This window comes from Mesorhizobium sp. M0808 (assembly GCF_040320025.1).
Lineage (GTDB): Bacteria > Pseudomonadota > Alphaproteobacteria > Rhizobiales > Rhizobiaceae > Mesorhizobium.
In genome coordinates, this window is sequence record NZ_JAMYOX010000006.1 from 133,082 (window position 1) to 159,166 (window position 26,085).

At 64.0% G+C, this 26,085-nt stretch carries 21 protein-coding genes, 1 tRNA gene and 2 pseudogenes; 7 read left to right on the forward strand and 17 right to left on the reverse strand.

Annotated elements, in window-relative coordinates; all coding sequences use genetic code 11:
* The 3 genes from NKI25_RS10795 to leuA form a co-directional block, all read right to left on the reverse strand.
* Window positions 1-804, reverse strand: coding sequence for an alpha/beta fold hydrolase (locus NKI25_RS10795; protein WP_352998427.1), 804 nt, complete (start codon window positions 802-804; stop codon window positions 1-3).
* Between the two features lie 226 nt (window positions 805-1,030).
* On the reverse strand, window positions 1,031-2,818 hold the full coding sequence (locus NKI25_RS10800; protein ID WP_352998428.1) for a tetratricopeptide repeat protein: 1,788 nt from the start codon (window positions 2,816-2,818) through the stop codon (window positions 1,031-1,033).
* Window positions 2,819-2,960: 142 nt separating this feature from the next.
* Window positions 2,961-4,697, reverse strand: a complete 1,737-nt coding sequence (gene leuA / locus NKI25_RS10805; RefSeq protein WP_352690562.1) for a 2-isopropylmalate synthase — start codon at window positions 4,695-4,697, stop codon at window positions 2,961-2,963.
* An 808-nt stretch (window positions 4,698-5,505) separates the two neighbouring features.
* On the opposite strand from leuA, the gene NKI25_RS10810 reads away from it, so the two are divergent.
* Together NKI25_RS10810 and NKI25_RS10815 are read left to right on the forward strand one after the other, a co-directional pair.
* Window positions 5,506-6,672 carry an ATP-grasp domain-containing protein gene (locus NKI25_RS10810; RefSeq protein WP_352998429.1) on the forward strand — a complete coding sequence of 389 codons (1,167 nt, stop codon included), beginning with the start codon at window positions 5,506-5,508 and terminating at the stop codon, window positions 6,670-6,672.
* Window positions 6,673-6,676: 4 nt separating this feature from the next.
* The gene (locus tag NKI25_RS10815) at window positions 6,677-7,453 is read left to right on the forward strand and encodes an esterase family protein (protein WP_352998430.1); all 777 of its coding nucleotides are present in this window, start codon (window positions 6,677-6,679) and stop codon (window positions 7,451-7,453) included.
* Window positions 7,454-7,483: 30 nt separating this feature from the next.
* Here the strand turns inward: NKI25_RS10815 and NKI25_RS10820 are convergent.
* Window positions 7,484-7,603, reverse strand: a pseudogene (locus NKI25_RS10820) (IS5/IS1182 family transposase); the annotation flags it as partial.
* Window positions 7,604-7,681: 78 nt separating this feature from the next.
* On the opposite strand from NKI25_RS10820, the gene NKI25_RS10825 reads away from it, so the two are divergent.
* Both NKI25_RS10825 and NKI25_RS10830 read left to right on the forward strand, forming a co-directional pair.
* Window positions 7,682-7,767 (forward strand) — tRNA-OTHER (locus tag NKI25_RS10825).
* A gap of 189 nt (window positions 7,768-7,956) precedes the next feature.
* Complete coding sequence (locus NKI25_RS10830; RefSeq protein WP_352998431.1) at window positions 7,957-9,033, forward strand: siderophore-interacting protein; 1,077 nt, start codon at window positions 7,957-7,959, stop codon at window positions 9,031-9,033.
* A gap of 20 nt (window positions 9,034-9,053) precedes the next feature.
* Here NKI25_RS10830 and NKI25_RS10835 read toward each other — a convergent pair whose 3' ends face one another.
* The 6 genes from NKI25_RS10835 to NKI25_RS10860 all read right to left on the reverse strand — a co-directional run bounded on the left by NKI25_RS10835 (window position 9,054) and on the right by NKI25_RS10860 (window position 15,676).
* Window positions 9,054-10,268, reverse strand: coding sequence for an MFS transporter (locus tag NKI25_RS10835; protein WP_352998432.1), 1,215 nt, complete (start codon window positions 10,266-10,268; stop codon window positions 9,054-9,056).
* Window positions 10,268-12,355 (reverse strand): TonB-dependent siderophore receptor, encoded by a 2,088-nt coding sequence (locus NKI25_RS10840; protein ID WP_352998433.1) that lies wholly within the window; start codon window positions 12,353-12,355, stop codon window positions 10,268-10,270. Before NKI25_RS10840 ends, NKI25_RS10835 begins: the two co-directional genes overlap by 1 nt.
* Window positions 12,356-12,537: 182 nt before the next feature.
* Window positions 12,538-13,626, reverse strand: a complete 1,089-nt coding sequence (locus NKI25_RS10845) for an AbrB family transcriptional regulator (RefSeq protein ID WP_352450554.1) — start codon at window positions 13,624-13,626, stop codon at window positions 12,538-12,540.
* Window positions 13,627-13,896: 270 nt separating this feature from the next.
* The gene (locus NKI25_RS10850; protein WP_352450553.1) at window positions 13,897-14,205 is read right to left on the reverse strand and encodes a putative quinol monooxygenase; all 309 of its coding nucleotides are present in this window, start codon (window positions 14,203-14,205) and stop codon (window positions 13,897-13,899) included.
* 49 nt (window positions 14,206-14,254) lie between these two features.
* Entirely contained in the window at window positions 14,255-15,052 is a 798-nt protein-coding gene (locus tag NKI25_RS10855) for an SDR family NAD(P)-dependent oxidoreductase (protein ID WP_352450552.1), read from the reverse strand.
* Between the two features lie 171 nt (window positions 15,053-15,223).
* A complete protein-coding gene (locus NKI25_RS10860) occupies window positions 15,224-15,676 on the reverse strand; it encodes a DsrE family protein (protein ID WP_352450551.1) in 453 nt (150 codons plus the stop codon).
* A gap of 101 nt (window positions 15,677-15,777) precedes the next feature.
* Here NKI25_RS10860 and NKI25_RS10865 point away from each other — a divergent pair, with 101 nt between their 5' ends.
* Entirely contained in the window at window positions 15,778-16,866 is a 1,089-nt protein-coding gene (locus tag NKI25_RS10865; protein ID WP_352998434.1) for a hypothetical protein, read from the forward strand.
* Window positions 16,867-17,088: 222 nt separating this feature from the next.
* On the opposite strand, the gene NKI25_RS10870 is transcribed toward NKI25_RS10865, so the two are convergent.
* Window positions 17,089-18,018, reverse strand: coding sequence for a cation diffusion facilitator family transporter (locus NKI25_RS10870; RefSeq protein WP_502897358.1), 930 nt, complete (start codon window positions 18,016-18,018; stop codon window positions 17,089-17,091).
* 32 nt (window positions 18,019-18,050) lie between these two features.
* Window positions 18,051-20,240, reverse strand: a complete 2,190-nt coding sequence (locus NKI25_RS10875; RefSeq protein ID WP_352575745.1) for an anthranilate synthase — start codon at window positions 20,238-20,240, stop codon at window positions 18,051-18,053.
* Between the two features lie 320 nt (window positions 20,241-20,560).
* Here NKI25_RS10875 and NKI25_RS10880 point away from each other — a divergent pair, with 320 nt between their 5' ends.
* A complete protein-coding gene (locus tag NKI25_RS10880) occupies window positions 20,561-21,331 on the forward strand; it encodes an isocitrate lyase/PEP mutase family protein (protein ID WP_352998435.1) in 771 nt (256 codons plus the stop codon).
* A gap of 14 nt (window positions 21,332-21,345) precedes the next feature.
* On the opposite strand, the gene NKI25_RS10885 is transcribed toward NKI25_RS10880, so the two are convergent.
* From NKI25_RS10885 to NKI25_RS10895, 3 genes are all read right to left on the reverse strand, one after another.
* Window positions 21,346-22,395, reverse strand: a complete 1,050-nt coding sequence (locus NKI25_RS10885) for a M14 family metallopeptidase (RefSeq protein ID WP_352998436.1) — start codon at window positions 22,393-22,395, stop codon at window positions 21,346-21,348.
* A 101-nt stretch (window positions 22,396-22,496) separates the two neighbouring features.
* Window positions 22,497-23,873: an FAD-containing oxidoreductase gene (locus NKI25_RS10890; protein WP_352680891.1), complete on the reverse strand. Its 1,377-nt coding sequence runs from the start codon at window positions 23,871-23,873 to the stop codon at window positions 22,497-22,499.
* The gene (locus NKI25_RS10895) at window positions 23,870-24,331 is read right to left on the reverse strand and encodes a DUF4126 domain-containing protein (RefSeq protein WP_352680889.1); all 462 of its coding nucleotides are present in this window, start codon (window positions 24,329-24,331) and stop codon (window positions 23,870-23,872) included. Before NKI25_RS10895 ends, NKI25_RS10890 begins: the two co-directional genes overlap by 4 nt.
* A 148-nt stretch (window positions 24,332-24,479) precedes the next feature.
* Between NKI25_RS10895 and NKI25_RS10900 the strand changes: the two are divergent.
* Window positions 24,480-25,037: pseudogene (locus NKI25_RS10900) on the forward strand (sugar O-acetyltransferase).
* Window positions 25,038-25,093: 56 nt separating this feature from the next.
* Here the strand turns inward: NKI25_RS10900 and NKI25_RS10905 are convergent.
* Together NKI25_RS10905 and parS are read right to left on the reverse strand one after the other, a co-directional pair.
* A complete protein-coding gene (locus tag NKI25_RS10905; protein ID WP_352680885.1) occupies window positions 25,094-25,603 on the reverse strand; it encodes an RES family NAD+ phosphorylase in 510 nt (169 codons plus the stop codon).
* Entirely contained in the window at window positions 25,600-26,079 is a 480-nt protein-coding gene (parS, locus tag NKI25_RS10910) for a type II RES/Xre toxin-antitoxin system antitoxin (RefSeq protein WP_502897362.1), read from the reverse strand. The genes NKI25_RS10905 and parS overlap by 4 nt, the downstream gene beginning before the upstream one ends.
* Window positions 26,080-26,085 lie beyond the last annotated feature (6 nt).

Here is a 26,085-nt window from a genome sequence, read left to right on the forward strand (position 1 = left end):
TCAGCTCGCCGCAGCGGCGAATCCCCGACGAAGCCGCCTGCTGCGGCGTCGCATATTGCGACGGACGGCCTCGACGACCAGGCCGGGCGCTTCCTCGACCAGCATATGGCCGGCTTCCAGCACGTGGTGCAGATGAAAATGCTTCGGCACGCCGTCCGCCTGGCTGACCGGCAGCACCGCGTCGTCGGTTCCCCAAACCACCATGACCGGCATATTCAGCGTTTCCAGCCGTTCGCGCTGAATGACGCCTTGCCGATTATCCCTGGTCATGGCGGCTGCGAACTCGACAAGTGTCCGCGACTGGCCGGGACGCCGGCGCATCTCGTTGACGAGATCGACCCTATGCTGCAAGGGCCGGCTTTGCGGTCCCGACATGGCGGCAAGACAGGCGCGGATTTCATCCGTGCCGGCAGCGGCGGCGTAGCGACGCAGCAGCGGACCATTGATCTCAGGACCAAAACCGCCCGGCGACAGCAGCGTCAGCGAGGCCATCTTTTCCGGCTCGCTCAATGCCATCAGGGCGGCCACGGCGCCGCCCATCGAATGACCGACGAGATGAGCCCGCTTTATCCCGCGAGCGGAAAGATCGGCAAGGACGGCACTGGCCGCGATCCTGGCCGGACCGCCGCCCGGAAAATCGAGCGACAGCCCATGTCCCGGCAGATCATAGGCCAGGGTCCGCGCGCCGGGCGCCAGAGACTCGGCCACATCGCGCCAGTCGTCGTGGCAGCCACCGAAACCATGCAGGAAAGCAATCGTTGTCGGGCCGGTGCCCCGTTCGGCAGCGTAAAGGGATGAGGTCATGCAAACTTTATGGCTTGGTGCCGGGATCAGTCAGGATGCCGGGGCGGTCTTATGCGGATCAGTCTTTGCGGGAGGTCAGACTTATGCGGAGATCAGTCTTATGCGGGATCAGACCTATGTGGGATCAGATTGGCCGGTTCAAATTGTGTCTGAATTGCGCTTTGGCCGTCCGGATGGCCAGTAAAATCTTCGCGATCACCTGACGTCGTGCACGCGCCGGGAGACGTCAGCTGGCGCCGCCAAGCCCGGCGGCACGCAGGGCTTCCACCAGCCGGTTGGTCAGATCGGCGGGATATCTTCGCTCGACGAAGGTTGTGCGCGGATCGGCTGCGAATTTCGGAAATTTGGTGGTCAGTTCCTGCAGCAGCCTGCTCGCCAGCTTCTCGCGGCCGGCAGCCTTGGCGCCGATCAGCCGCGCCGCCAGATAATGCGATTTCATTTCCGTCGTTCGCAAGCCGTCGCTGGCGAGCGTGGCCTTGTTCATGTCGCCCATCATGAACTCTCCGGCGAACAGCCCGTAATCCCACCATGTCGGATGGGCGCTGGCGATGTCCACCGCGTGAGCGATGATCGGGGTGCCCTCGCTGTACCTGCCGGCGAAAACCAGCCCGTAGCCATAGGCGGCGGCCATTGCGAGATCGTAGGGATTGAGCTCATAGGCCTTGCGCATCCAGCGGATCGATTCCGCGGAATCGCCCATGCGCGAGTTGAGATAACCAAGGGCGCGGTGCGCGTAGGGGCTGGTCGGGCCCATCTGGATGGCGCGATGGGCAAACGTCATGGCTTTGTCGATCGTCGCGTCGGCGGGGTAGGGATAGTGGTCGGTGACCGCTTCGAGATGCAAGGACGCGAGTTCCGAATAGACGAGCGACGACTTCGCCTCCCGGTTGGCAAGATCTTCGAGGCAGCGGTAAGCGGCTTCGTGCGTCTGGGCGTTCTGGTCGAGATAATATTTGCCGTTGAGCACCAGACACGCCGTTAGCCCGGTCTGAATGCCGCTCTGCTCGATGTAGTTGTAGATCGTGCCCGAGGCGGGAAGAGCCGAGCTCAAAATGCCGGAGATCTGGTCCTCGATGGCGGTGTTCGCGCTGTCGCCGGCGGTCAGGTTGCGTGAGAGCAGCACGCGGCCGGTCGCCACGCTTTGCAGCTCGAGCATGATGTCGCCGCTACGCGGCCCGGGCAGGACATCGAATACGAAGCTGGCGGCGTCGGTTACTGGATCGGGCGGGCTGTCGGCATCACGGCCGATGAAATTGATGGTATCGAAGCCGCTGAGGCCGGCGCGCAGCGATGCGGCGACACGGCGAGCCAGGTCGCTGTCGGCCTTGATTGCGATGTAGACCTGGGGGAGGGTTTCAACCGGAGGCGCTGCTATGCTGCCGGTCGCCACCGCGGTCTCGACCGCCGTGTCGCCGCCGGTCAGCAATACCACGCTGCCCTGGCGAAGGATCAGCACACCCAGCATGAGAATGACCAGCGCGATCGCCAGCCAGAAGAACTGCAAATGCCGCTGCAGCGAAGGTGCAGCAGGGGCCACGGCTGGAACGCTCAGCAATGCAGCCGGATGTGCCCGGTTGCGGGCATCTTCCGGCGATCCGGGCGGGGCGTTTGTCGCCTCCTCTGTCGCCGGCTGCGGCTTGCTCTCTGCCTCAGCCTCTGCCGGCAAGCGAATGGCGTTGAGTTCGTAGGACGGAACATAGCCGCCGCGCGGAATGGCGATGCGGACCGGTTCGGCAACGCCCTCATTGGCGAAATACTGCTGCAGAAGCTCGCGCAGCCTGCCGGCCTGCACCCGCACCACCGCATCGGTCGACGGATCGAAATCGCCGTCCTTGCCGAACACGTCCATCGCGATGGAGAAGCCCTTGAGCCTGTCGGCTTCGCCTGCCTGCTCGCGCTCGACCAGGTAGCGGAGCAGCTTGCGCGCGCGCTCGGATCGTCCGAACGTTTCGCTGGCAAGCAATCGCTCCAGCGTTTCGCGCACTGCGGGGGCGGCAGGCGTGGTATGCTGCAAGTGTCGATCCCTTCGAATTCGGCACAGGTTGAGGTACAATCATATCGCGCTGGCGCCGCCATACAAGCATCTGCTTATGGTGCGATAGCGTACCCACCGGATAAATTCCGGTGGGCCGATGGCGGAAGCCTGACCGTTTCGGCTAGCCGCGCTTTCGGCCGACGATGCGGTTGGCGGCCGAAACCACGGCTTCTAGCGAGGCGGCGACGATGTTGGTGTTGATGCCGGCGCCGAACAGCTTGCCGCCCGGATGTTCCATCTCGACATAGGAAATGGCCGAGGCATTCGAGCCGCGCTGCATGGAATGCTCGGAATAATCGAGCACCGACATCGGCACCCCGACATGGCGCGACAGCGCATCGACGAAGCCGTCGATCGGGCCGGTGCCGGTGCCTGATATGGTCACCTCCTTGCCTTTGTCGAGGATCACCGCTTCGATCACGCGCCGGCCCTTGACCTCGGTGTCGGGATAGGTGTGGTGGTCGAGGAACTTCAGCCGCGCGCCGGGCTGGTCGACATAGGTGTCGAGAAAGCGCTCGTAGATGCGCTTGACCGGCACCTCCTTGCCTTCGGCGTCGGTGATCGCCTGGATGGCCTGGCTGAACTCGATCTGCAGGTTGCGCGGCAGGTTGAGGCCGTAATCCGCATGCAGCACATAGGCGATGCCGCCCTTACCGGACTGCGAGTTGATGCGGATGATGGCTTCATAGCTGCGGCCGACATCGGCCGGGTCGATCGGCAGATAGGGCACCTCCCAGTGCGGCGTGTTGGCCTTGCGCAGCGCCTTCATGCCCTTGTTGATGGCGTCCTGGTGCGAGCCGGAAAAGGCGGTGTAGACGAGCTCGCCGACATAGGGATGGCGCTCGGGGATCTTCAGCTGGTTGGAGTATTCGTAGACGTCCTTCATGCGGTTGATGTCGGAGCAGTCGAGCCCGGGATCGACGCCTTGCGTGTACATGTTGAGCGCCAGCGTCACGATGTCGACATTGCCGGTGCGCTCGCCATTGCCGAACAGCGTGCCTTCGACGCGGTCGGCGCCCGCCATCAGGCCGAGTTCGGTGGTGGCGATGCCGGTGCCGCGGTCATTGTGCGGATGCAGCGAGATCAACAGGTTCTCGCGGTTGTCGAGGTTGCGGCACATCCATTCGATGCGGTCGGCATAGATGTTGGGCGTCGACATCTCGACCGTGGAGGGCAGGTTGATGATCAGCTTGTTCTCCGCCGTCGGCTTGACGATCTCGGTGACGGCGTTGCAGATCTCCAGCGCCACTTCGAGCTCGGTGCCGGTAAAGCTCTCCGGCGAATATTCGAAACGGTAGCCGCCGCCGGCTTTGGCCGCCATGTCGGTGATCATCTTGGCCGCGTCGGTGGCGATGCGCTTGATGCCGGCGACGTCCTTCTCGAAGACGACGCGGCGCTGCAGCTCGCTGGTCGAGTTGTAGAAATGGACGATCGGATTGGTGGCGCCCTTCAGCGCCTCGAAAGTGCGGGTGATCAGTTCCGGCCGGCACTGCACCAGCACCTGCAGCGAGACGTCGGCGGGCACGTTGCCTTGTTCGATGCACCAGCGGGCGAAATCGAAGTCGGTCTGCGAGGCCGACGGGAAGCCGATCTCGATCTCCTTGAAGCCCATGTCGAGCAGCAGGGCGAACATGCGCGCCTTGCGTTCCTGGCCCATCGGATCGATCAGCGCCTGGTTGCCGTCGCGCAGGTCGACCGAGCACCAGATCGGCGCCTTGTCGATCACTTTCGAAGGCCAGGTGCGATCGGCAAGACCGACGGTCGGATAGGGCTGGTACTTCCGGGCAGCATCCGGCATGCCCCTCGCGGGCTTGGCGGTTTCCTCTACATTCAGACGGATATCTTCTCGTGCGTTCATCGTCTTTTCTCCCGGCGGCTCGCGGATCCAGCTTCAGGCGGATTGGTGGCGAGCGGCGCCTTTACCAGAATTTCGTTCGCTTGATGTGACGTGCCAATTTGTGACTGGCCAAGGAGCGTGCGCGTGAGCGGCGAATTCGACCGCCGGGCGCTCCTTCAGCGAACCCGGCGATCGCCGATAAGGCCGAGAAGCAGCAGGGTGGAGGCGAGCGCGCGAACGGTCTGGCCGGCAATGCCGGTCGGACGGGACGCAAAAGAGGTGGCGCGCGGGCTCATGGCGGTTTTCATACAGGAGCGGGCAAAGCGAGGCAAGTGGGAGCCTCGCTGTCGCAGAAGCTACCGATCCAGCCTCAAGACCTGGGTTCCTCGCCGTCGCGAAACGGGGGGAGATGGCCGCCCACGGGTCTTGCCTTCGGCAAGCCCGAGGACAGGCTCCGCGGCCGGAGAGGGGGCCTTCGTAGGGCGCAGTCCCCTCTCCGTCTCGGCTTCGCCGAGCCACCTATCCCCATTTTCGTGGGGCGAGGAACCCAAGCTGCAATGAAGGCGCGGCGCCGACATGAAGCGATTTTTCCTGATTACAGCAACTTTGTTCTTGCTTTGTGCCGGCAGCTATGCTACTAATTTGGGTATGGTGCTGACTGGCGCCGAGGACCCGCCGTTGAGGCGGGTTTTTTATTTCACGGTTTTGGCGTCACCTTTCGCGGACCCAGCCGCTCACCTGATCCAGTTGCTCTTCCCCGAGCCCGGCAAATGCGCCAGAGTCGATTGTCGGCGGGGGTGCAATGGCTCGCCGCCGGGAGGGATCGTCCATGAACTTCGTGTTCTTCTCGCCGCATTTTCCAGCCAATGGCGCCGATTTCTGCGACCGGCTGAAGAAGGCCGGCGCCACCGTGCTCGGCATTGGCGACGCGCCGTTCGATGCGCTGGACGGCAAATTGAAGGCAGCCCTTTCGGAATATTACCGCATCGACGACATGGAGGAGTACGAGCCGGTATTCCGGGCGATCGGCCATTTCATCCACAAATGGGGCCGCGTCGACCGGTTCGAATCGCTCAACGAGCATTGGCTGGAGCTGGAAGCAAATATCCGCACCGACTTCAACATTTTCGGTACCAAGCTCGACTTCGTCAAGAATTTGAAACGCAAGAGCCGCATGCGGGCGTTCTTCCGCAAGAGCGGCGTCGAAACCATCCCGCAACGCAAGTGCTCCGACCGCGCCGGCGCCATGACCTTCATCCGCCGCGTCGGCTATCCCGTGGTGGTGAAGCCGGATTCCGGCTCCGGCGCCTCGAACACTTTCAAAATCTCCAACGCCGGCGAACTCGACAGCTTCTTCAGGGACAAGCCGGAAGGCGTCAGCTTCATCATGGAGCAATTCATCGAAGGGCTGGTGGTGACCTATGACGGGCTGGTCAACCGCGACGGCGAGGTGGTGCTGGCCGCCAGCCACCGCTACGACCAGAGCGTCATGGAGGTGGTCAACCGCGACCGCCATATGAGCTATGTCTGTTTTCCCGAGATCAGCCGGGCGGTCGAGGAGGCCGGCAGGAAAATCCTCAAGGCGTTCGACGTGCGCGAGCGCTTCTTCCACATCGAGCTGTTCGAAACCAGGGACGACCGGGTCATCGCGCTGGAGGTCAACATGCGGCCGCCTGGCGCCTGGATGACCGATGCCATCAATTACACCTTCGATATCGATGTCTATGCCGCCTGGGCCGACATGGTGGTCAAGGACGCCGCCGGCGGCCCTTACAAGGGCAAGTATTTCACCGCCTATGCCAGCCGCAAGCGGCATCTCAACTATGTGCACAGCCATGCCGACGTGCTGGCCGCCCATGGCGGCATGATCGTCCATCATCACGCCATTGAGGAGGTTTTCAGCCGCGCCATGGGAAACTACGCCTATCAGCTGCGCTCCACGGACCCGAAGGCGCTGCGCCGGGCGGTCGACTACATCCATGCGGAAAAGGCGTGAGGCGATGGACGTTTCCTACCACAAGGGTTTTGGCCGCAACCTCGGCCGCGACATGGAATACAAGCGCTACGGCCATGCCGGCCGACCCGTGGTTGTGTTCCCGACTTCGCAAGGGCGGTTCTACCAGTTCGAGGATTCCGGCGCGGTCTCGGCTCTCGCCGAGTTCGTCGACACCGGTCGCATCCAGTTGTTCACGCTGGACGGCATCGATGCGGAATCCTTCTTCGACCGCCATGCCGAGCCGGCCCATCGCATCGCCCGGCATGAAGCGTATTTCCGCTATGTGCGCGAGGAGGCGCTGCCGGAACTCCTGTCTGCCGCGGCCGAGGCCAATGGCGGGCGTACGCTGAAGCCGCTGTTTTGCGGCTGCTCGATGGGCGGCTACCATTCGTCGAATTTCGTCTTCCGCTTTCCGGAACTGGCCAGCGGCGTCATCGCGCTGTCGGGGGTTTACTCGACCCACGATTTCTTCGGCAGCGCGCTCGACGGACAGATTTTCTTCAACTCGCCGCTCGACTACCTGCCGGGTATCGTCGATCCGGGGCCGCTTGTCAGGCTGAAGGCGCTGCGGCTGATCTTCTGTTGCGGGCAGGGTGCCTGGGAGGAACGGATGCTGGCCGATACGCAGGCGCTGGAACAGATCCTGCGTGACAAGTCGATTCCGGCCTGGGTCGACTACTGGGGCGGCGATGTCGCCCACGACTGGCCGTGGTGGCACAAGCAACTGGTCTATTTCTTCGCCCGCTGGTTGGACGACGATCTGATGCACCGGCTGGATTAGGCCGTAGACTCATAAGCGCAGCCACAGTCGCCTTGAGAAGATGTCGTTCAGCACGCGGCGGTCATCCACACGCGGCACGCCTGGCGGCTTGTTGGGCAGGAGCGGCTCGATCACGCGCCACTCGAAGTCGGGCAGGTCGTATCGGCTCATGCCGACGCTGAATCGGCTCGGACGCCACAAGAGAAGCCTCGAATGGCAATCCGCGCAAATTTGCGCTACGAGGCAGGTGCCAGCGTGACGGAATTGGTAAACGTATCACCACAGTGATCCTGAGCCTCTTTGCTCAGGTGCGGGTTCGATCCCTGCCGCTGGCGACGCCCCGCTTTACGAGTTCACGACCTTAGGTGATGCGGCCTGCAAATGGACTTCCCTTCAGCCTGATTTCAAAACATGACTATACTTATCATCTTTTAAGTGGAAACAGCGGGCCGGCTGTGGCATTCCGGCGTGGCGAGGACGCCGTATGGCGCGCTCGGGTTCAAACGGCATCGAAAGGCTGAGCGATGGAGCAATTGAGTGCGCAAACCCGGATCAGCGGTGCCGCCATCCGGTCGGTGATGGACAGGCTGCGCGCCGAGCACGGCGAATCCGAGATCGATACCGGCCTTGCCGATCATTGGGAATTTCGCACGCACTACGGCTCGTTGAAAGCGACGCTCGGTGACGACAACGTGCTGATCCGCGTCGCGGCCGAGGATGAAACCTGCCTGTCCTACATGAAGATGGCGGTCGCCGGCCATTTTTCGGAACATCTCGGCACGACCAGGGGCATCGCCTGGCAGGGCGACGGCAGCGATGCCGGCACGCCGGTGTTCTTCCGCGAGATCACCGTGGTGTCCTCGACGCGGATTTCTCCGCATATGCAGCGCGTCCGCTTCACCGGCAACGATCTCGGCCGCTTTGGCCGTGGCGGCCTGCATGTGCGGCTGCTGCTGCCGCCGCGCGGCAGGCTGCCGGTGTGGCCGTCGATGGGCGCCGACGGCCTGATGGTCTGGCCGTCGGGCGAGGACGCGCTCGTCGTGCGGGTCTACACGATCCGGGCGCTGGACGCCGCAAGCGGCTGGCTGGATGTCGATTTCGTCCTCCACCCCGGTATGGATACGCCGGCGGCCGCTTTCGCCGAAAAGGCGGTTGCCGGCGAGGTCATCGGCATGATCGGACCGGGTGGCGGCGGCGTGCCCGAGGCGCAAAACCTGCTGCTGCTCGGCGACGACACCGCGCTTCCGGCGATCGGCAGGATCCTGGAGCAGCTTTCGCCGTCAACCCGCGCCGAAGCGTTCATCGAGGTCGATGGTCCCGACGATCGGATGCCGCTGGCCGCGGGCGAGACCGTTGCCGTCACCTGGCTCTATCGGCATGGGCGCGAGGCCGGCACGGCCAGCCTGTTGCCGGCGGTGCTGCGGCAGTGGAACCGCACCGCGCTTGCCGACAATCTCTATGTCTGGGCCGGATGCGAGTTCGGCGATTTCCGCGAGATCCGCAGGATCGTCCGCAAGGAATGGGGTGTGCCGCGCGACCGGCATCTGGTCACCGCCTACTGGCGCCGCGGGACGCAAGCGGCGGACGGTGGCGAAGAATAGTGCGCGACGATGCTCCGCGGTCAGCGGCGGTCGGATACGAAGGCGATCGCCGGGGCGGCCAGAAGTGCGACGAGGCCGGCGCCTGCGAAGAACGCGCCATAGCCGAAATACTGCGCGGCGTAGCCGGCCGCGATCCCGCCGGCCACGCTCATCAGTGCGTCCATGCACTGGAACAGAGTGAAGTCGACGCCCGCCTGTCTTGGATCTGACCAGCGCATGAACTGCGCGTAAAGCGCGACGAAACCGAGAGCCATGAAGCCGGACGAACTGAGCACCGCGATGGCCATCAAAGCGGTGGTCGAGAAGCCGCCAAGAAAATCGAAGACCGAAAAGAAGAACAGCGATCCGGCCTGCAGGAAAAGCGCCAGGACGAGCACGTTGCGCGGGCCGAACCATTTGACGAGAGCGCCGCCGGCGAGTGCGGCAGCCAGGCCGACGAACATGCTGCCGACGCCGTTGACAAGTCCGACCATCGAGAGGTCGAGCCCGGCGTCGATCAGGAATGGTCCGAGCATGGCGAGTGCCGCCTTCTGGGCCAGGACATAGATGGCCGACGCTGCCAGGCCGCGCCGAATTTCGGGACGCTTCAACGCGTCGAGAAGGCTGGGAACATGCTCGCGCGTCTCCTCGCGCGCGCGGTTGGCCACGCCAAGCAGGAAGGGCAGACCGAGCGGCAGGAGCAGCAAGGCCATCGCCCAAACGGCGATGCGCCAGCCATAAGCGTCGACCAGAAGCAGAAACAGGCCGGCGCCGATGGCCGAGCCGAGATAGGCGCCGCCGACCTGCGCGGCATTGCCCCAGCCGTGGTTTTCCTTGGCCAGGCTCTGCACGGCGAAACCATCGCAGGCAATGTCGACGGTCGAGGCGGCGAAGGCGACGATGGTCAGGCAGGCCAGAACCGGCCACCAGGCCTCCGGGCCGAGCGCGCCGACGGCCCACAACCCGGCGATGGACACGAGCCCACCGGCGGCGACGATCGTGCCGGTGCGGTTCTTGCCGACCGGCGGCAGCCGATAGCGCTCGACGGCCGGCGCCCATAGAAACTTGAGCGCCCATGGCAGCGCGATCAGCGAGACCAGGCCGATCCGGTCGAGTGGCAGGCCCTGGTCGCGCATCACCGCCGGCAGGCCCGCCCAGGTGATGCCGCCGATTACGCTCTGCGCGACGTAGAGCCCGCCGATCGCCAGGACGATCGCGACAGGCGTCGATGCCCGGCTGGAAACGGCGATCGACATCAGAAGCGGTAGCGCAGGCTGGCGAACAGCGAGCGGCCCTCGTCGCGGTAGCAATAGCCGGCCGAGCAGATGGATTTTTGAGTGTCGAACAGGTTCTTGGCGTTGACCTGCAGCTTCACGCCCTCGAGTTTGGGATTGCGGTAGCCGAAATCGTAGGAGAGCGAGGCGTCGACGAAGGCGCGCGCGTCGTTCTTGAAGGTGTTGGTGTCGTCGCCATAGCTCGAGCCGGCAACGCGAACGCCGCTGCCCAGCCCGAGCCCCTGCAGCGTGCCGTCCTCGAACTGGTACTGCGCCCAGAGCGACAGGATGTGATTTGGCGTCGCCGACAGTTCCTTGCCTGCGGTTCCCGTGGCGCCGCGTTCGATTTTCACGCGCAGATAGGTGTAAGAGGCGAGTATGCTGAGGCCGTTGTCGAGCGAGGCGCTGGCTTCCAGTTCGACGCCGCGCGAGTTCAGGTCGAGCTGGCGCTGCTTGTTGATGCCGGTCGAGGCGTCGAAGACGACGCCATCCTTCTGGTCGATGTCGAACAGAGCGGCGCTGACGGCGGCGTTGTAATCGGCAAACTCGTATTTGACGCCGATTTCCTTTTGCGTCGCGATGGTCGGACGGGCGACGCGACCGATAGGGCTGCTGACATCGTCATAGACGAAGCCGATATTGGGCGAGAACGACGTCGAATAGTTGACATAGGGCGTGATGCCCCATTCGGTCTGGTAGGACAGGCCGAGCCGGCCGGAAAGGGCACTGTCGTCCTGCTTGGACTTGGTGAAGTCGGCGGCGGTCGAGGTGGTATCGGCCCAGTCGTAGCGACCGCTGGCGAACAGGGTGAAATCGTTCCACTCCATCTGGTCATGCAGGTAGGCGCCGAGCTGGTTCATCTCCTGCCCGCCAGAGTAAGGAACCGGAGCGGCCTTGATGTCGTCGACGGAAACGTAGGAGATACCGTTGCCGGCGTCATAGTTCGACCAGGCGTAATCGATGCCGGCTACCGCCGTATGCCTGACCTGGCCGGTATCGAATTCGAACTGCGCCATGTTGTCGACGACGAAGTTCTTCATGGTCTCGGTGTAGTGGCCCCAATAGCGTTTCAGATCCACGCCGGCCGGGTAATGACCGCTATATTCGATGTCGGCGTCGACGGCGCTGTAGCGAAGGTTCTGCCGGACCGTCAGCACGTCGTTGAAACGGTGCTCGAATTCGTAGCCGATGCGGCCCTGGGTCTGGTCGAAGTCGTTCCAGGCGGGATCGCCCTCATAGAGGTGCGTCAGAGCGCCGCCCGAATTGTAAAATGCAGCGGTGCCGCCGGTGACGGATTTCGAATATTCGCCGAGGATGGTCAGCTTGGTGTCCTCATCCGGCTTGAAGGTGACTGCCGGCGCCAGATAGATCTTGTCGTCGGGATAACCGACCAGGTCGGTGTCGCTGGTGCGGCCGAGGCTGGTGAAGCGATAGAGGACGCTGCCATCTTCGTTCACCGGGCCGGAAGCGTCGAGTGCGGCCTGGAAGCGATTGTGTGCGCCGAGCAGCATTTCGACTTCGCGGAACTGTTCTTCCTTGGGGCGCTTGGTGACCAGATTGACGATGCCGCCCGGACCGCTGATGCCGTAAAGCGAGGAGGCCGGACCCTTCAGGATGGTGATGCCCTCGATGCCGTAGGGCTCGGTCTTGAACCAGGCCGAGGGGCCGTTGTACTGGCGCAGCCCGTCGCGGAACATACCGTTGTAAAAGGCCTGGAAGCCGCGCAGGAAGAAGGCATCATAGCGGGTGTCGAAGCCGAAGCTGTTCGGATTGGCGCTTGCGACATAGCCGAGCGATTCGTTCAGCGCGCGTGGCTTCTGGTCCTCGATCTGCTTTTGCGTCACAACCGAAACGGCTTGCGGAATCTTGACCATCGGCGTGTCGGTCTTGGTGCCGATGCGGTCCTTCTTGGCGACGTAGCCGTCCTGCACGAGGATCTCGTCGCTCTCGGCATCGACCTCGATCTTGTTGAGAACGGTGACGCCGCCCTGGTCCTGGGCGTGAGCCGGCCCGGACAGGCCGAGCAGGGCCATGCTGCCCGGCAGTGATATCCCCAGGAGCCATGTCATCGTCCGTTTCCGCATCAACTCGTCTCCACTCTTCCGTACATTGACGGAAGGGGCTCTCAAATCTGAGTATTTGAGTCAAGTTATTTTTTGAGCTCGTGCGGGTGCTGGCCCGATACGGTCGGCGACAGCAAAGTGCGACCGGTTTCAGGAAAACCAGCTGCCAATCAGGGAGAGGCAAGCTGCTATGGTTTGAGGCTTCTCGCCACCAGCCGCGCCACGCTTGGGCCGACCAGAAGCACGATCAGGAAGCGTGCCGATTGCAGCGCCATGACGAAGGAGATGTCGACATGCTGCGCGGCGGCGGCGATGATGGCGACGCTGTCCATGCCGCCGGGGCTGGTTGCCAGATAGGCGGTCAGCGGATCGATGCCGAGCAGGCGGCTGATCAGGAAGGCGAGGCCGCCGCAAAAGACGATCAGGGCAATGATCGAGCCGACGATCTGCGGCAGCGCGCGGGCCGCGTGGCGCAAAATGGCCCTGGTGAAATTCAGGCCGATGCTCCAGCCGATCATCGTATAGCTCAAGGCAAGCAGCCAGGGTGGCAACTGCATGGTCACGCCGAGCCCGAGATGGATCACGGTGCCGAAAATGAAGGTGCCGAGGAAAAACGGCGACGGCAGCCGGAAAAGCTTTCCGGCGAGGCCGCCGACCAGCGCCACGCCGAATGTTGCGGCCAAGCCTTGCGGGTCGACCGGCGGGAACCAGACGATGGCCGGCACCTCGATGCCTGAGGTGTCGACCCAAAGCTTGGCCACCAGGGCTGCCGTCATCGAGACGCAGATGACGCGCAAATAAAGCATGAAGGCGACGAGGCGCTGGTCGGCGCCGAAGGCACCGGCCATCAGCACCATGGCGGTAGCGGCGCCCGGCGACGAGCCCCAGACCGCGGTGGTGCCGGGCAGGATGCGCCAGCGGCTGATCAGCCAGCCGAGCAGGCTGGATGCCGCGACCGTCGCCATCACGACGCCAAGGAACAGCGGCCATTCCTTGTAGAAGACGGGAAAGATATCGGCCGAGATGGAACTGGCGACGAGGCAGCCGACGACCGCCTGGGCTGAGCCGAACAGAACCCGCGGCACGCGCACCGTGGCGCCGTTGGTGCCGGCAGCGATGGCCGCCAGCATCGGTCCGATCAAGAGCGCGGCGGGCAGGGCGGCGAGTTCCAGCGCGCCGGCAAACAGCACCGAGACCACCACCAGGACCGGCCACTGCCAGGCCCTGTGGATCCGCGCCAGATGCTCGATGGCCGGCGGGTTCGGGGAAGAATCCATAGATGGGCTCTTAGACCGGTGGCGAAAAAATGCGAACCCTTTTTGCGCGGAAAAGGGCTTGGGTGGTAATGGCACCAACCATCCGCAGCGATCCTTCGCGCCCCCCTCTGTCCTGCCGGACATCTCCCCCTCTAGTGGGGAGATTGGATGTCACGTCGGCCTTCGCCAATCTCCAAAAAAGAGCGCTGTCGGCGAAGCTGCCAATCTCCCCACTTGAGGGGGAGATGGCCGGCAGGCCAGAGGGGGGCACTGTCCCATAGGCCTCTCCCTCTATCCCGCCTTCACCGCCGGCAACCCGAACCCGCCAACAGGATGCGTCTCCACCTGGAACTCGAAGCCGGCGATGATCGGCCGTGCCTTGGCGATTGCCGCCTGGACTTCGGGCAGCTGCAGCGAAGCCTTGTGGCTTTCGGCGTCGGTCCACACTTCGGTCACCCAGATCGCGTCGGCATCGGCCGGGTCGGTGGCGATGATGTAGTTCAGGCAGCCGGGCATGGCGCCGGTGCTGGCGAGCAGGATATCCATCATTGCGTCACGCTGGCCGCGCATCGCCCGCATCTTGCCGATCAGTCCGTACATTCGCTTTGCTCCGTTGAGATGACGCAACCAGGAGTATGCAGTTCGCCGTCTACGGCATCAACTGCCCGCCATTCACCTCGATCACCTGGCCGGTGATGTAGCCGCTCAACAGATCGGAGGAGAGGAACAGATAGGCGCCAACGCAGTCCTCGGCGGTGCCGGCGCGGCCCTGCGGGATGGTGGCGATCATGCCCTTCATCTGGTCGTCGGTCGAGTAGCGCTCGTGGAAAGGTGTCGCGATCGTGCCGGGCGCCACCGCGTTGACGCGGATGTTGAAACCGATCAGCTCCTTGGCCATGCCGCGCGTGACGTTGGAGACGAAGGCCTTGGCCGAGCCGTACAGGCCGGCGCCGCCGCCGGCGCCGTTGCGCGCGGCGATCGAGGAGGTGTTGACGATGAAGCCACCCTGCCGCTTCAGCCATGGGATTGCCTTGCGCGAAGCTGTCAGCACGGAACGCGCGTTGAGGTCCATCACCGCGTCGTAATGCGCCTCGGTCTGCTCGGCATAGGCCACGCGGCCGAGCATGCCGCCGGCATTGTTGACGAGGCCGTCGAGCCGGCCGAAATGTTGCGCACTGTCCTCGACGACGCGCTCGACATCGGCGGGAATCGAGAAATCGCCCTGGGCGAGGAACACGTCGCCGCCGCCGTTGCGAATGGTCGCGGCCAGGTTTTCGGCAGCCGCGCGGCTCGAATTGTAATGCAGTGCGACGCGGCATTTCTGCGCGGCGTAGGCGAGTGCGAGCGCCGCGCCGATGCCGGTCGAGGCGCCGGTGACCAGGACCGCCTTTCCGGCAAGGTCGGGGATGACGAGAGAGGGGCTGACAAGGGTGGTGGTGGCTGGCACGTCTATTCCTCCGGGGACTCTGCCTGCTCTTCGTAGGCCCTCGCAGTCCTCGCGTTCAAGTCCGTAAAAGTTTAGGGCGGTTCACCGTTTCACGGAAACGGCGAACCGCTCCCTCTTTGTCTTGACGCAATTCCGGACGGCAAACCGTTTCACACTTTTCCTGGAATTGCCCTATGGCCTGAGATAGGCGTAGCCCTGGCGTTGCAATTCGGCGAGCTTGACGACGCCGCCCCTGTCGGCTGCATGGAAGCCGTCGAGCAGGTCGGCCAGGCCGATATCCATGCCGTGCATGGTGTTGGCGCAAGCGTGCGGGCTGAGCCCATCCTGGACAAGGCCGGCGAACCGCCCGGAAATGGCGGCCGATATACCCTTCGACTTGAAGGCGGCAAGTGCCGGGCCGTGCACGACAAGCGCGATGTCGACTTTGCCGTCGGTGCCTTCGAAGTGGTTCTTGATGTTGCCGAGCACGAAATTGACCTTGTCGAGATCGCTGAGGTGATAGGCGACCTTTTGCCTTTCCTCTTCGACGGCCTTGACTTCAATGGCTGCCGCCTTGGTGGGGCGCAGCCCGAAAAGCCCGGCGGCTCCGGCAAGACCGACGCGGAAAATATCGCGGCGTCGCATGGCTTCATCTCCCATTTGGCCGGCCGGCGCAATTTGCGTGGCCTCGACCTCGATCCTAGCATAAATTGAAGCCACGTCTTGTCGGGGCAGGGGGAGCCAGCATGATATCAAGGACCGTGATGGGCGCCGGAGTTGGGGTTGCCTTGCTTGCCGCCGTCGCCGGTGCTGCTTTCGCGGACGACACGCTCAAACTCACCGAGCTCAGCCCCGACGGCAAGGACGCGTGCTTCGGCCGCGTCTACGACGCCGCGCATCTCAAGTCGCATCCGCAGCAGAAGGTGGCGCGCATCTTCTTCTATTACGGCCGCGATCCGGTCAGCCGACCAAACGAGGAGCCAAGCACCGGCATCGATTCCTCCTACAATGGCTTCATGGCGACGACGGTGCGCGGCGCCGAGGCGCCTGAATGGCTCGGCGGCTGGTGCAGTCATGAGTCGGAGGACGGCAAGTCCGGCCCGATCCGCTGCGGCATGGACTGCGATCGCACCATGGCTTCGCTGAAGGTCGACGACAAAGGCCGGCTGATCGTCTCGGACGTGCAGCCCGATCTCTATCTCGACGCCGGGTCGGAAGACGAGCTCGGCAAGGCGGAGTACGAAAGGCAGGCGCTGGGCAAGGACGACAACGGCTTCAGGCTCGACCCGATGCCGGCCGCCACCTGCAAGGCGGAGTTCGCGCGCATCGACCCGATCGACCCGGCCCTTGGCGCGCCATTGCGCGAGCGACTGAAGCCGGACCAGGCCTTCTGCTACGGACGCGACTACGATGCCGCGCATCTCGGCTCGCATCCAGACCAGCTGACCCAGTCGATCAGGGTGTTCCGCGGACCGGTCGAGCTGGCGTCTTTCGCCAAGGAGGGCGATCCGGCCAATTGGCCAAGCGGCGCCGATATCGCCGTTTCGGTTACCACGCGGCAGAAATCGGCCAAGGTCACGCAGGTCTATAACTGTCAGGGCGAGGGCGACCAGTGGCGCTGCGCGGCGAGCGCGAAGACGGGTGCTGCGTCCTGCGATATCGCGCAAAGAGAGGTCTTCCTTCGCCGCGGCGCCAACGGCACGATGATGCTGGCCAACCCGAACAGCGGCCTGCCGATCATCGATCTGTGCTCGAAAGCGGCGGAAGGCGACACCAGCTCCGACGACAAGGTCTACCGGCTGGAGCCTATGCCGCAGGCTGCCTGCGGGCTGTAGCAGTTCAGAGACGCGATGCCGGCGAGACAGCACCCCCCTCTGTCCTGCCGGACATCTCCCCCTCAAGGGGGGAGATCGGCAGCTTCACCGACAGCGTTCTTCTTTGAAGATTGGCGAAAGCCGAAGCGACATCCAATCTCCCCCCTTGAGGGGGAGATGTCCGGCAGGACAGAGGGGGGCGCGAAGGATCACGACTGAGCGATTTTTCTCCGCGACGCCACCTCACGCGAAGGGCACGGCCGTCGTGCCCTTGGGCAGTTTCGCCTCGTCGTCGGGCTCGACATGGATGATGACGCGGACGGAAGGAATCTCTGCCTGCAGCGCGTCCTCGATGCGGTCGCAGATGACGTGGCTGGCGCCGACCGACATGTCGGCGTCGACGACCAGGTGGAACTCGATGAAGGTGGCGCGGCCGGCGATGCGCGTCTTCAGGTCGTGGACCTCGAGCGCGCCCTTGCAATTGGCCGAGATGATGTCGCGTATGCGGATATGTTCCTGGGTGTCGACGGCGCGGTCCATCAGCCCGTTCATCGACGAGCCGATGACGTGCCAGCCCTGCCACAGAATGTTCAGCGCCACGATCACCGCAAGAGCTGGATCGAGAACCTGCCAGCCGGTCAGTACGGCGCCGACCAGGCCGATGAACACACCGACCGAGGTCGCCACGTCGGTCATGATGTGCCTGCCGTCGGCAACGAGAGCCGGCGATTTTTCGCGTCGGCCGGTGCGGATCAGCGTCAGAGCCCAGACAGCGTTGATGACCGTTGCGACGCCATTGACGGCAAGGCCGGTCCATGGCTGTTCCAGCAGGGCGGGATGCTGCCAGGACCACCAGACCTCATTGAGGATCAGCAAGGCGGCAAGCACGATCAGCACGCCTTCGAGGACGGCCGAGAAATACTCGGCCTTGTGGTGGCCGAACGGATGGTCCTGGTCGGCTGGCTTGTAGCTGACCTGGATCGCCCAATAGGCGGCGGCAGAGGCAATGACGTTGACGATCGATTCCAGCGCGTCCGAATAAAGCGCGACCGAACCGGTGACGTACCAGGCCACCAGCTTCAGGCCGAGCACGACGCAGGCGACGATGATCGACCAGAAGGCGAGGCTGGCGACCTTCTGCCTGGCGGCGGCTTTGATTTCCGCCGCGGTCACTGGGGAAAAGATCCCAACACTGAGCCCTCGAATTAAGCGGCCTTTTCCTTGGCCTTGCGCGGCAGGTGCGCGACGATGTTCTCGATGATGCGCATGCCGGCATTGTGGCCGAGCGTCATGATCGATTCCGGGTGGAACTGCACTGCGGCGATCGGCTCCTTGCGGTGCTCGAAGGCCATGATGATGCCGTCCTCGGTCTCGGCGGTGACGACAAAACCATCGGGCAGCCGCACCGGATCTGCAAAGATCGAATGATAGCGGCCGACCGTCACCTCCTTGGGCAGGCCGGAGAAGATGATGCCCGGCTTCGACACGCGGATGCGCGACGGCTTGCCATGCATCGGGATGTGCAGTTGGCGCAGCTCGCCGCCATAGGCCTCGGCCAGCGCCTGCAGCCCGAGGCAGACGCCGAAGATCGGCAGGTCGCGCGCACGGGCCCGCTTGATGGTGGCGGCGCAGTCGAAGTCCTTCGGCGTGCCGGGGCCAGGCGACAGCACGACCAGGTTTGGCTTCAGCCGGTCGAAGATCTCGTCCGGCACCGGCGTGCGCACCGTCGAGACGTTGGCTCCGGTCTGGCGGAAATAGTTGGCGAGCGTATGGACGAAACTGTCCTCGTGGTCGACCAGCAGGATGTTGACGCCGTCGCCGACACGCGCGGTGCTGCGTTCGGTGCTGGCGGCATTGCCTGATTTGGCGTCGCGGATGGCGGAGAGCATGGCGGATGCCTTCAGTTCGGTTTCGGCTTCTTCTTCCTCGGGAATGCTGTCGAAGAGCAGCGTGGCGCCGGCGCGCACCTCGGCGATGCCGTCCTTGATGCGAATGGTGCGAAGCGTCAGGCCGGTGTTCATGTCACCGTTGAAATTGACCATGCCGATCGCCCCGCCATACCAGGCGCGCGGGCTCTTCTCGTTCTGCTCGATGAAGCGCATGGCCCATAATTTCGGCGCGCCGGTGACGGTGACCGCCCAGGCATGCGACAGAAAGGCGTCGAAGGCGTCCATGCCTTCGCGCAGCCGCCCCTCGATGTGGTCGACGGTGTGGATCAGGCGGGAGTACATTTCGATCTGGCGGCGGCCGATGACGCGCACCGAGCCCGGCTCGCAGACCCTCGACTTGTCGTTGCGGTCGACGTCCGAGCACATGGTGAGTTCGGATTCGTCCTTCTTCGAATTGAGCAGCTTCAGGATCTGCTCGCTGTCGGAGATGGCGTCGTCACCGCGCTTGATGGTGCCGGAGATCGGGCAGGTCTCGACGCGACGGCCGTTGACGCGCACGAACATTTCCGGCGAGGCGCCGATCAGATATTCGCCCTCGCCGAGATTGATGAAGAAGGAATAGGGCGAAGGGTTGATGCTCTTCAGCTTGCGGGAAATCTCGGAGGGCTGGGTTTCGCAGCGTTCGTAGAACATCTGCCCCGGCACCACTTCGAACAGGTCGCCGCGCTCGAAGCTCTTCATCGCCTTGCGCACCAGCTTGGCATATTCGCCGGGCTCGTGGTCGCCGCGCGGCGGGATGCGGTCGGCGGTCCTGAACGGCTCGACGATTTCGTCGCGCGGCAGGCCTTCGGTCGAGAAGCCATCGCCGGAATAGTCGTAGCGGTCGGTCCAGGCCTTGGTCGAATAGTGGTCGACGACGAGGATCTCGTCGGGCAGGAACAGCACGAGATCGCGCTGGCTTGGCTTGCGCTCGAGCTTGTAGTCGACCGGATCGAACTGGAAGGCGAGGTCGTAGCCGAAGGCGCCATAGAGGCCGAGATTGGCGTCTTCCTCGGTCTTGAACAAAGCCGTGATGGCGCGCAGCACGGTGAAGACGGAGGGAACGCGGCTGCGTTCCTCTTCAGTGAAGATACGATCGGGCTTGGCGACCTCGAGGCGGATGAGTTTGTTGGACGTCTCGGCGATCGTTACGTCGTCAAGGCCGGCAAGCACCGTGCCGATCACCGGCAAAAGCACCTCGCCGCGACGGTTCAGCGCCTCGATGCGCATGGCGCGGCCGCGTGCCGAGATCACCACCGGCGGATCGATGATGGCGGTGTCCCAGCGCGTATAGCGGCCGGGATATTCGTAATTCGAGGAAAACACGGCGCCGCGGCGCGAATTCAGCCCATCGACATAGCCGTCGATCGCCCCCTCGTAAGGCCGGTCATGGCGCTGGCGGGTAATCGCCACGCCACCCGCCGTGACGAAGCGCTCGGCGCCATTCTCCAGAATTTTCGTCGTCATTGCCGTCTCCATCAGCGTCTTTGGGGCAACGGACCCGGGAATGGCTTGAAAAAACAAATGGCCGCCCGGACATTCCGCTGCGGCCACCCTCTATTGTCACGCGAACGCGTTCGAACAGGCCGCTGTCAGCGAGCCCACCACCAAATGGTCTTGATCGAACGCATATTCATGGCGAAATCCATAGCCGCGAAAAGCGGTATGCGCAACAGGTTTGAAAGTCTGTGGGGTGGCTGCCGCTTTCGCAACCCATGGCACATGGCCAAGACCGGCAGTCCTGCCTAGACTCTGCATCAAACAGCAGGAAGACGGGAAAACATCAAATGACCCAGCAGTTCGACCGCGCACGGACGTTCCATTCCCTCCATGTCAAGGGAAACCCGATTGTCCTCTACAACGCCTGGGACCCAGGCTCCGCCAAGATCATCGAGAAAGCAGGGGCCAAGGCCATCGCCACCGGAAGCTGGCCGGTCGCGGCCGCTTTCGGATTCGCCGATGGCGAGAAAATCCCGTTGGAACTGGCGCTCGAAAACATCAAACGCATCGTTGCGGCGGTGGATGTGCCGGTAACCATGGACCTCGAGGGGGGTTACGGGGTCGCTCCGGAGGTTGTCGCCCGCAGCGTGACGCTCGCCGTGCAGGCTGGAGCCGTCGGCTTTAATTTCGAGGATCAGATCGTCGGCGGCAGTGGGCTGCACGACATCGCCATACAGGTGAGGCGGATCGAAGCGGCTGCAGCGGCGGTGAAGACGTCGGGTATTCCGGCCTTCATTAACACCCGAACCGACATTTTCCTGAAGACTAAACCGAATGCGCACGACAAGGCTCTTCTCGATCAGGCGATCGAGCGGGCGCACGCCTACGAAAGGGCCGGAGCGCATGGCTTCTTTGCGCCGGGGCTTGCCGATGAAGGCCTGATCGAGGCGCTCTGCGAGGCAACGGCATTGCCGGTCAACATCATTGCCCTGGCGCATGTGCCGCCGCGCCAGAGGCTTGCCGAACTCGGCGTCGCCCGCGTGAGCCATGGTCCGGTGCCGTACCGGCAGATGGCCGAATGGCTGGAGACCAAGGCGCGACAGGCGATTTCGGGGTAGCCTGGCGGGGTGCGTCAGTCCTCCAGCGTTCCCGACCTTGCATCGGCGCTCGTCCCGTCGCCGACCAGCTTCAAGAGGTCTTCGCCGGCGCGGATGATGCGGCGGGAACGCCGCGTCAGGATGAGGCCCGCCTGCGGCGCCAACACTTCCGTGCGGCCGTCGGGCTCGCCGGGCGCGTGGACGATGGTGGCAAGGCGCGCACCCTTGGTGACGCGGTCGCCCGGCTTCACGTCGTAAAGGATCGCGCCCGAGCAGGGCGCCGGCATCATCTCCATGTTTTCGAGCGGCGCGACGAGCCCAACGAAGCTGCCAGGCGCGGGCAGCGCCTGGTCCTGGATGACGCCGCGCGCCACCAGCAGCCGGTAGAGCCCTTCGGCATCGGCGCCGGCGAGGGCGCCGTCGACATCGAGTATGCCGCGATATTCGACGGTGGTGGCGACGCGCCGGTCGAGGCACGCGACGTCGGCGGGAACGTTCTGATACGGCATGATCGAGGCGCCTTCGAAGGTGCCGTCGGGGTCTTCGTCCCACAGCATCACCGCATCGACGCCCATGGCCGCTGCACAATCCGCCATGGCCGGCCACAGGCTGGTGTGGACGTAAAGATAGGCGAGGCCCTCATCGTCGCAATGCAGGTCGAGCACGATGTCGTGGCCGATGGAGAGCTGCAGCAGCCGCGTTTTCAGCCGCTGGTCGACTGTGCCGTGCGCCGGCAGCAGCGTGAGGTCGGGCGCGGCGAGCCGCGGAAAGCCGCGATTGAAATTGGTGCGCGTGCCCAGATGAAAGCGGCCCTGATGGTCGCCGTAAAGATATTGCGCGCGGCCGATCGGATTAGCCCAGGGCACGATGGTCATGTTGCCGGTGATGCGGCCTTCGGCTTCCGCCTTGCTGAGCCTCGGCATCAGCGTGTCGATGGCGACGACGCCCGGCAATTCGCCGGCATGAAGTGCCGCCTGCAGATAGACGGAAGGCGCTGTCTTGTCCGTTCCGGCGAAGCGGAAGACGGGGAATTCGTAGGAAACGCCTTCGCTGTCGCCGGCGACGCGTTCGATGGACTTCTGCATGGGATGCCTCCGGGAGAAGAGGCGGAACACATGCCCTTTTGCCGCTGGGCTGTCGATTGGTCCAGCCGGCGCCGCCATGGGCGCACGATTCTACCCGGCCGTCACACCAGCGGCTTGAGTTCCTGGGCGATGGTCGGCAGAAGCTCCGAGACGTTCGGGTGGATGTGCACGGCGCGCGCCAGCGTGCTGACCGGCGCTTTGGCATACATCAGGTCGAGCACGCAGTGCACCGCCTCGTCGCCGCCCGGGCCGAGCACCGAACAGCCGAGGATCTCCCTGGTGTCGGCATCGACCAGGATCTTCATGAAGCCTTGCGTCTCACCTTTTTCGACTGCACGGCTGACGCGGGTCATTGGCCGCTGGCCGACTAGGGCGCGGCGGCCGGATTTCCTTACCGCGGCTTCGGTCATGCCGCAGCGGCCGAGTGGTGGGTCGATATAGAGCGCATAGGCCTCGATGCGGTCGCTGACCTTGCGCGGATCATTGTCGAGCAGGTTGGCGGCGACGATCTCGTAATCGTTGTACGAGGTGTGGGTGAAGGCGCCCTTGCCGTTGCAGTCGCCCATCGCCCAGATGCCGGGCACGCTCGTGCGCAACTGGTCGTCGACGACGATGAAGCCGCGTTTGTCGACCTCGACGCCGGCTTTGTCGAGGCCGAGATCGTCGGTGTTTGGCGTGCGGCCGAGCGCCAGCAGCACATGCGAGCCGACCGCAGCCGCCTTGCCTGGCGAGAAGGTCACGGCGATTTCGTTGCCTCGCCTGGCGAAGCGGATGTCGTCGGCGCCGAGATGGACGGCAATGGCTTCGTTTTCGAGGATCGACAAAATGGCGTCCGAGACATCCTCGTCCTCGCGACCGATCAGACGCGGGCTTTTTTCGATGACCGTGACTTCGGAACCGAAGCGGCGGAACATCTGCGCGAATTCGAGCGAGACGTAGCTGCCGCCGACAACGATGAGATGGCGCGGCAGCACGTCGAGATCCATCATCGAGGAATTGGTCAGGTAAGAAATGCCGTCGATGCCGGGCAGGTCGGGCACCGAGGCGCGCCCGCCGGTGTTGAGGAATATCTTTTCGGCGCTCAGCAGATCGTCGCCGACGCGCACCGTGTTGGCGCTTACGAAGCGCGCATGGCCGCGATAGAGCGTGCATTTGTCCATGCCGGCAATCCAGTCTTCGAGATTGCCGCGGGCGTCGTTGGAGACCTTGTCCTTGCGCGCCTTGATCGCCTTGTAGTTTACGCCGACGGGACCGGATAGCGTCACCCCGTAATCCGCGGCGGAGCGGGCGAGATGCGTGGCATAGGCGCTTGCCACCATCGTTTTGGTCGGCGTGCAGCCGGTGTTGACGCAAGTGCCGCCGACCAGCTTTCGCTCGATCAGCGCCACGCTCATGCCGGCCGCATTCAGCCTGCCGGCGAGCGGTGGCCCGGCCTGCCCGGCACCGACGATGATGGCGTCGAATGTCTTTGCCGTCATGCCGCCGCCGCCACGATCAGAAGCCCGCCGACGATCGCCACCGCGTCCTCGATGAAGGCGGCGGGCGGGTCCTTGCCGAAGGCGGCGGCCAGGCGTTTACGCGCCTCGGCGCCGCCCAGCGTGCCGATCACCGCGCCGATGGCGCCGGCGATCAGGCCGCCGATGGTGGCGCCGCCGGTCGCTCCGATCACCGCGCCGGTGAAAGCGCCCAAGACGATACGCGTGCCGAATTGCTGCGGCACCTTGCGGCTCGGCGCCGAGGGCAGCTGGTCGGTGACCAGTTCGGCGATGGCCAGGATGGTGAAGATGCCGACGGCGATCCAGTGGCCCATGAAGCTCGCCCACGTGTCCGCGACCGGCAACCAGCCAAGCCAGGCGCCCCAGGCGACGGCGGCGGGCGCGGTCATGGCGCGAAGCCCGGCAACGATGCCAATCAGGAGTGCAAAAATGTACAGCATGATTGATCCCCTCGATGGCCGGCTTGGGACAGGTCCGAGAGAGCAAGCTACCATAGGTCCGGTATTTGACCAGAGGTGGTGTCGCCGCCGGCGCTTCCGTATTTGCAGCACTTGTGCTTTGGCAAAGATTGAGACTGGAGTTGCGGCCATGGCCGAAAGCGAACGCACGAAAATGGCGGCGGGCGAGTGGTATTGCTGCCTCGATCCGGAACTGGAGGCGTTGCGCATCACGGCGCGAGACGCGGTGTTCGAGCACAACAGCCTGCCGCCCCGGCAGCGTCGCGACATCGGGCCTGAATTGCGGACGCTGCTCGGCGCTGCGGGCGAGGGCGCCCGGATCGAGGCGCAGTTCCACTGCGCTTATGGCTTCAACATCTTTCTCGGCGACCGCGTTTTTCTCAATGCCGGCTGCATCATTCTCGATACGGCGCCAGTGCGCATCGGCAAGGGAACGCTGCTCGGCCCGAATGTGCAGATCTATTGCGCCGAGCACCACAAGGAGGCTGCCGGGTGACGGGCAGGGCTGGAGATCGCCAAGCCGGTCGAGATCGGCGACAATGCCTGGATCGGCGGCAGTACCGTCATCCTCGGCGGAGTCAGGATCGGCGATGGCGCTATCGTCGGCGCCGGTTCTGTGGTTACGCGCGACGTCGCGGCGAACACCACGGTGGTTGGCAATCCGGCACGGATAGTCAGCAACAGCTGAGCACCGTGCTTCTGTCGCCGGTCATGTCCTCGTTCTGATGGACATGGGCGGCTGTGTCATTTGGCCGGAGGTGGATGCAACCGTGTGTCGAGCGCAAACGCCCCCTGGGTCTTCATGGCGTATGCCCCTCTGGCGAGGCTCGCGTCGAAGATCAGGTTCCAGCTATGCTGCGATACGGCGCTCGGAATTACCACGAACCGGTGCCGTTGCAGAAGATCGTCGCCAAACGCCTGTTGCCCGGAGCTCGGAATGCCCGGGCGCAACCAGTTGGGGTTGGGCACGGCGGCGGGGTCGACGATATGCACATCCGCGACATCGCTGACGATCGCTGCCGTCATGACATGCGCTATCGTGTCGAGCGCCCTGAAGCCCTTATGGACCGCAACTTCGAGGATCGCAGTCGACGGATCGATCGAGCAGTAGACGGCGCGCACGCCCTTGCTGTTCCAGCGTCCGCCCACCCTGCATGCGCCCTCGCCACTATCCCATGTAGGCGCAAACGCGGCTTGATCGAGGCGCCATCCGATGAGGTCGGAGCCACCAAGCGCCGCCGGCAGCGGCGTCATGCATAAACGCCATATTCAAGCCGTTCCAGATAGTCTTCTACAAGCTCGATCCCCGCCGGCGTCGCTAGAAGGTCGATTGGACGACGCTGGTCGAGCCCAATCGCCGGGCGCTCCAGCCATTGCTCTGCCTCCGCCTGCGAACCGAACACGTCGGTAGCTTTCGACAGGATCTCCGCGAACTTCCAGGTGCGTCCGCTCTGGTCCTGACTGAGAGGCTTGGAAGGAGCATCCTTGCGGCGCTGATAGGTGCGCAGACTCATGCCGACGGCCTTCTCCAGCGTATCGGTCTTCTGGATGAAGACGAGTTGCCCGATAAGATGGTCCAGCGCTGACGCCGGCAGGCCGTGCAGAAGCAACTCGTGGGCATCCAAAGCGCTGCTGAGGCGCCTTGCCAGAATGCGGCTGCCGCCTAGCAATCTCGCCACCTTCTGAAGTTCATTGTTTTTTGCTGCTGGCGCAGCCTTTTCCAATGCCATCGCCAC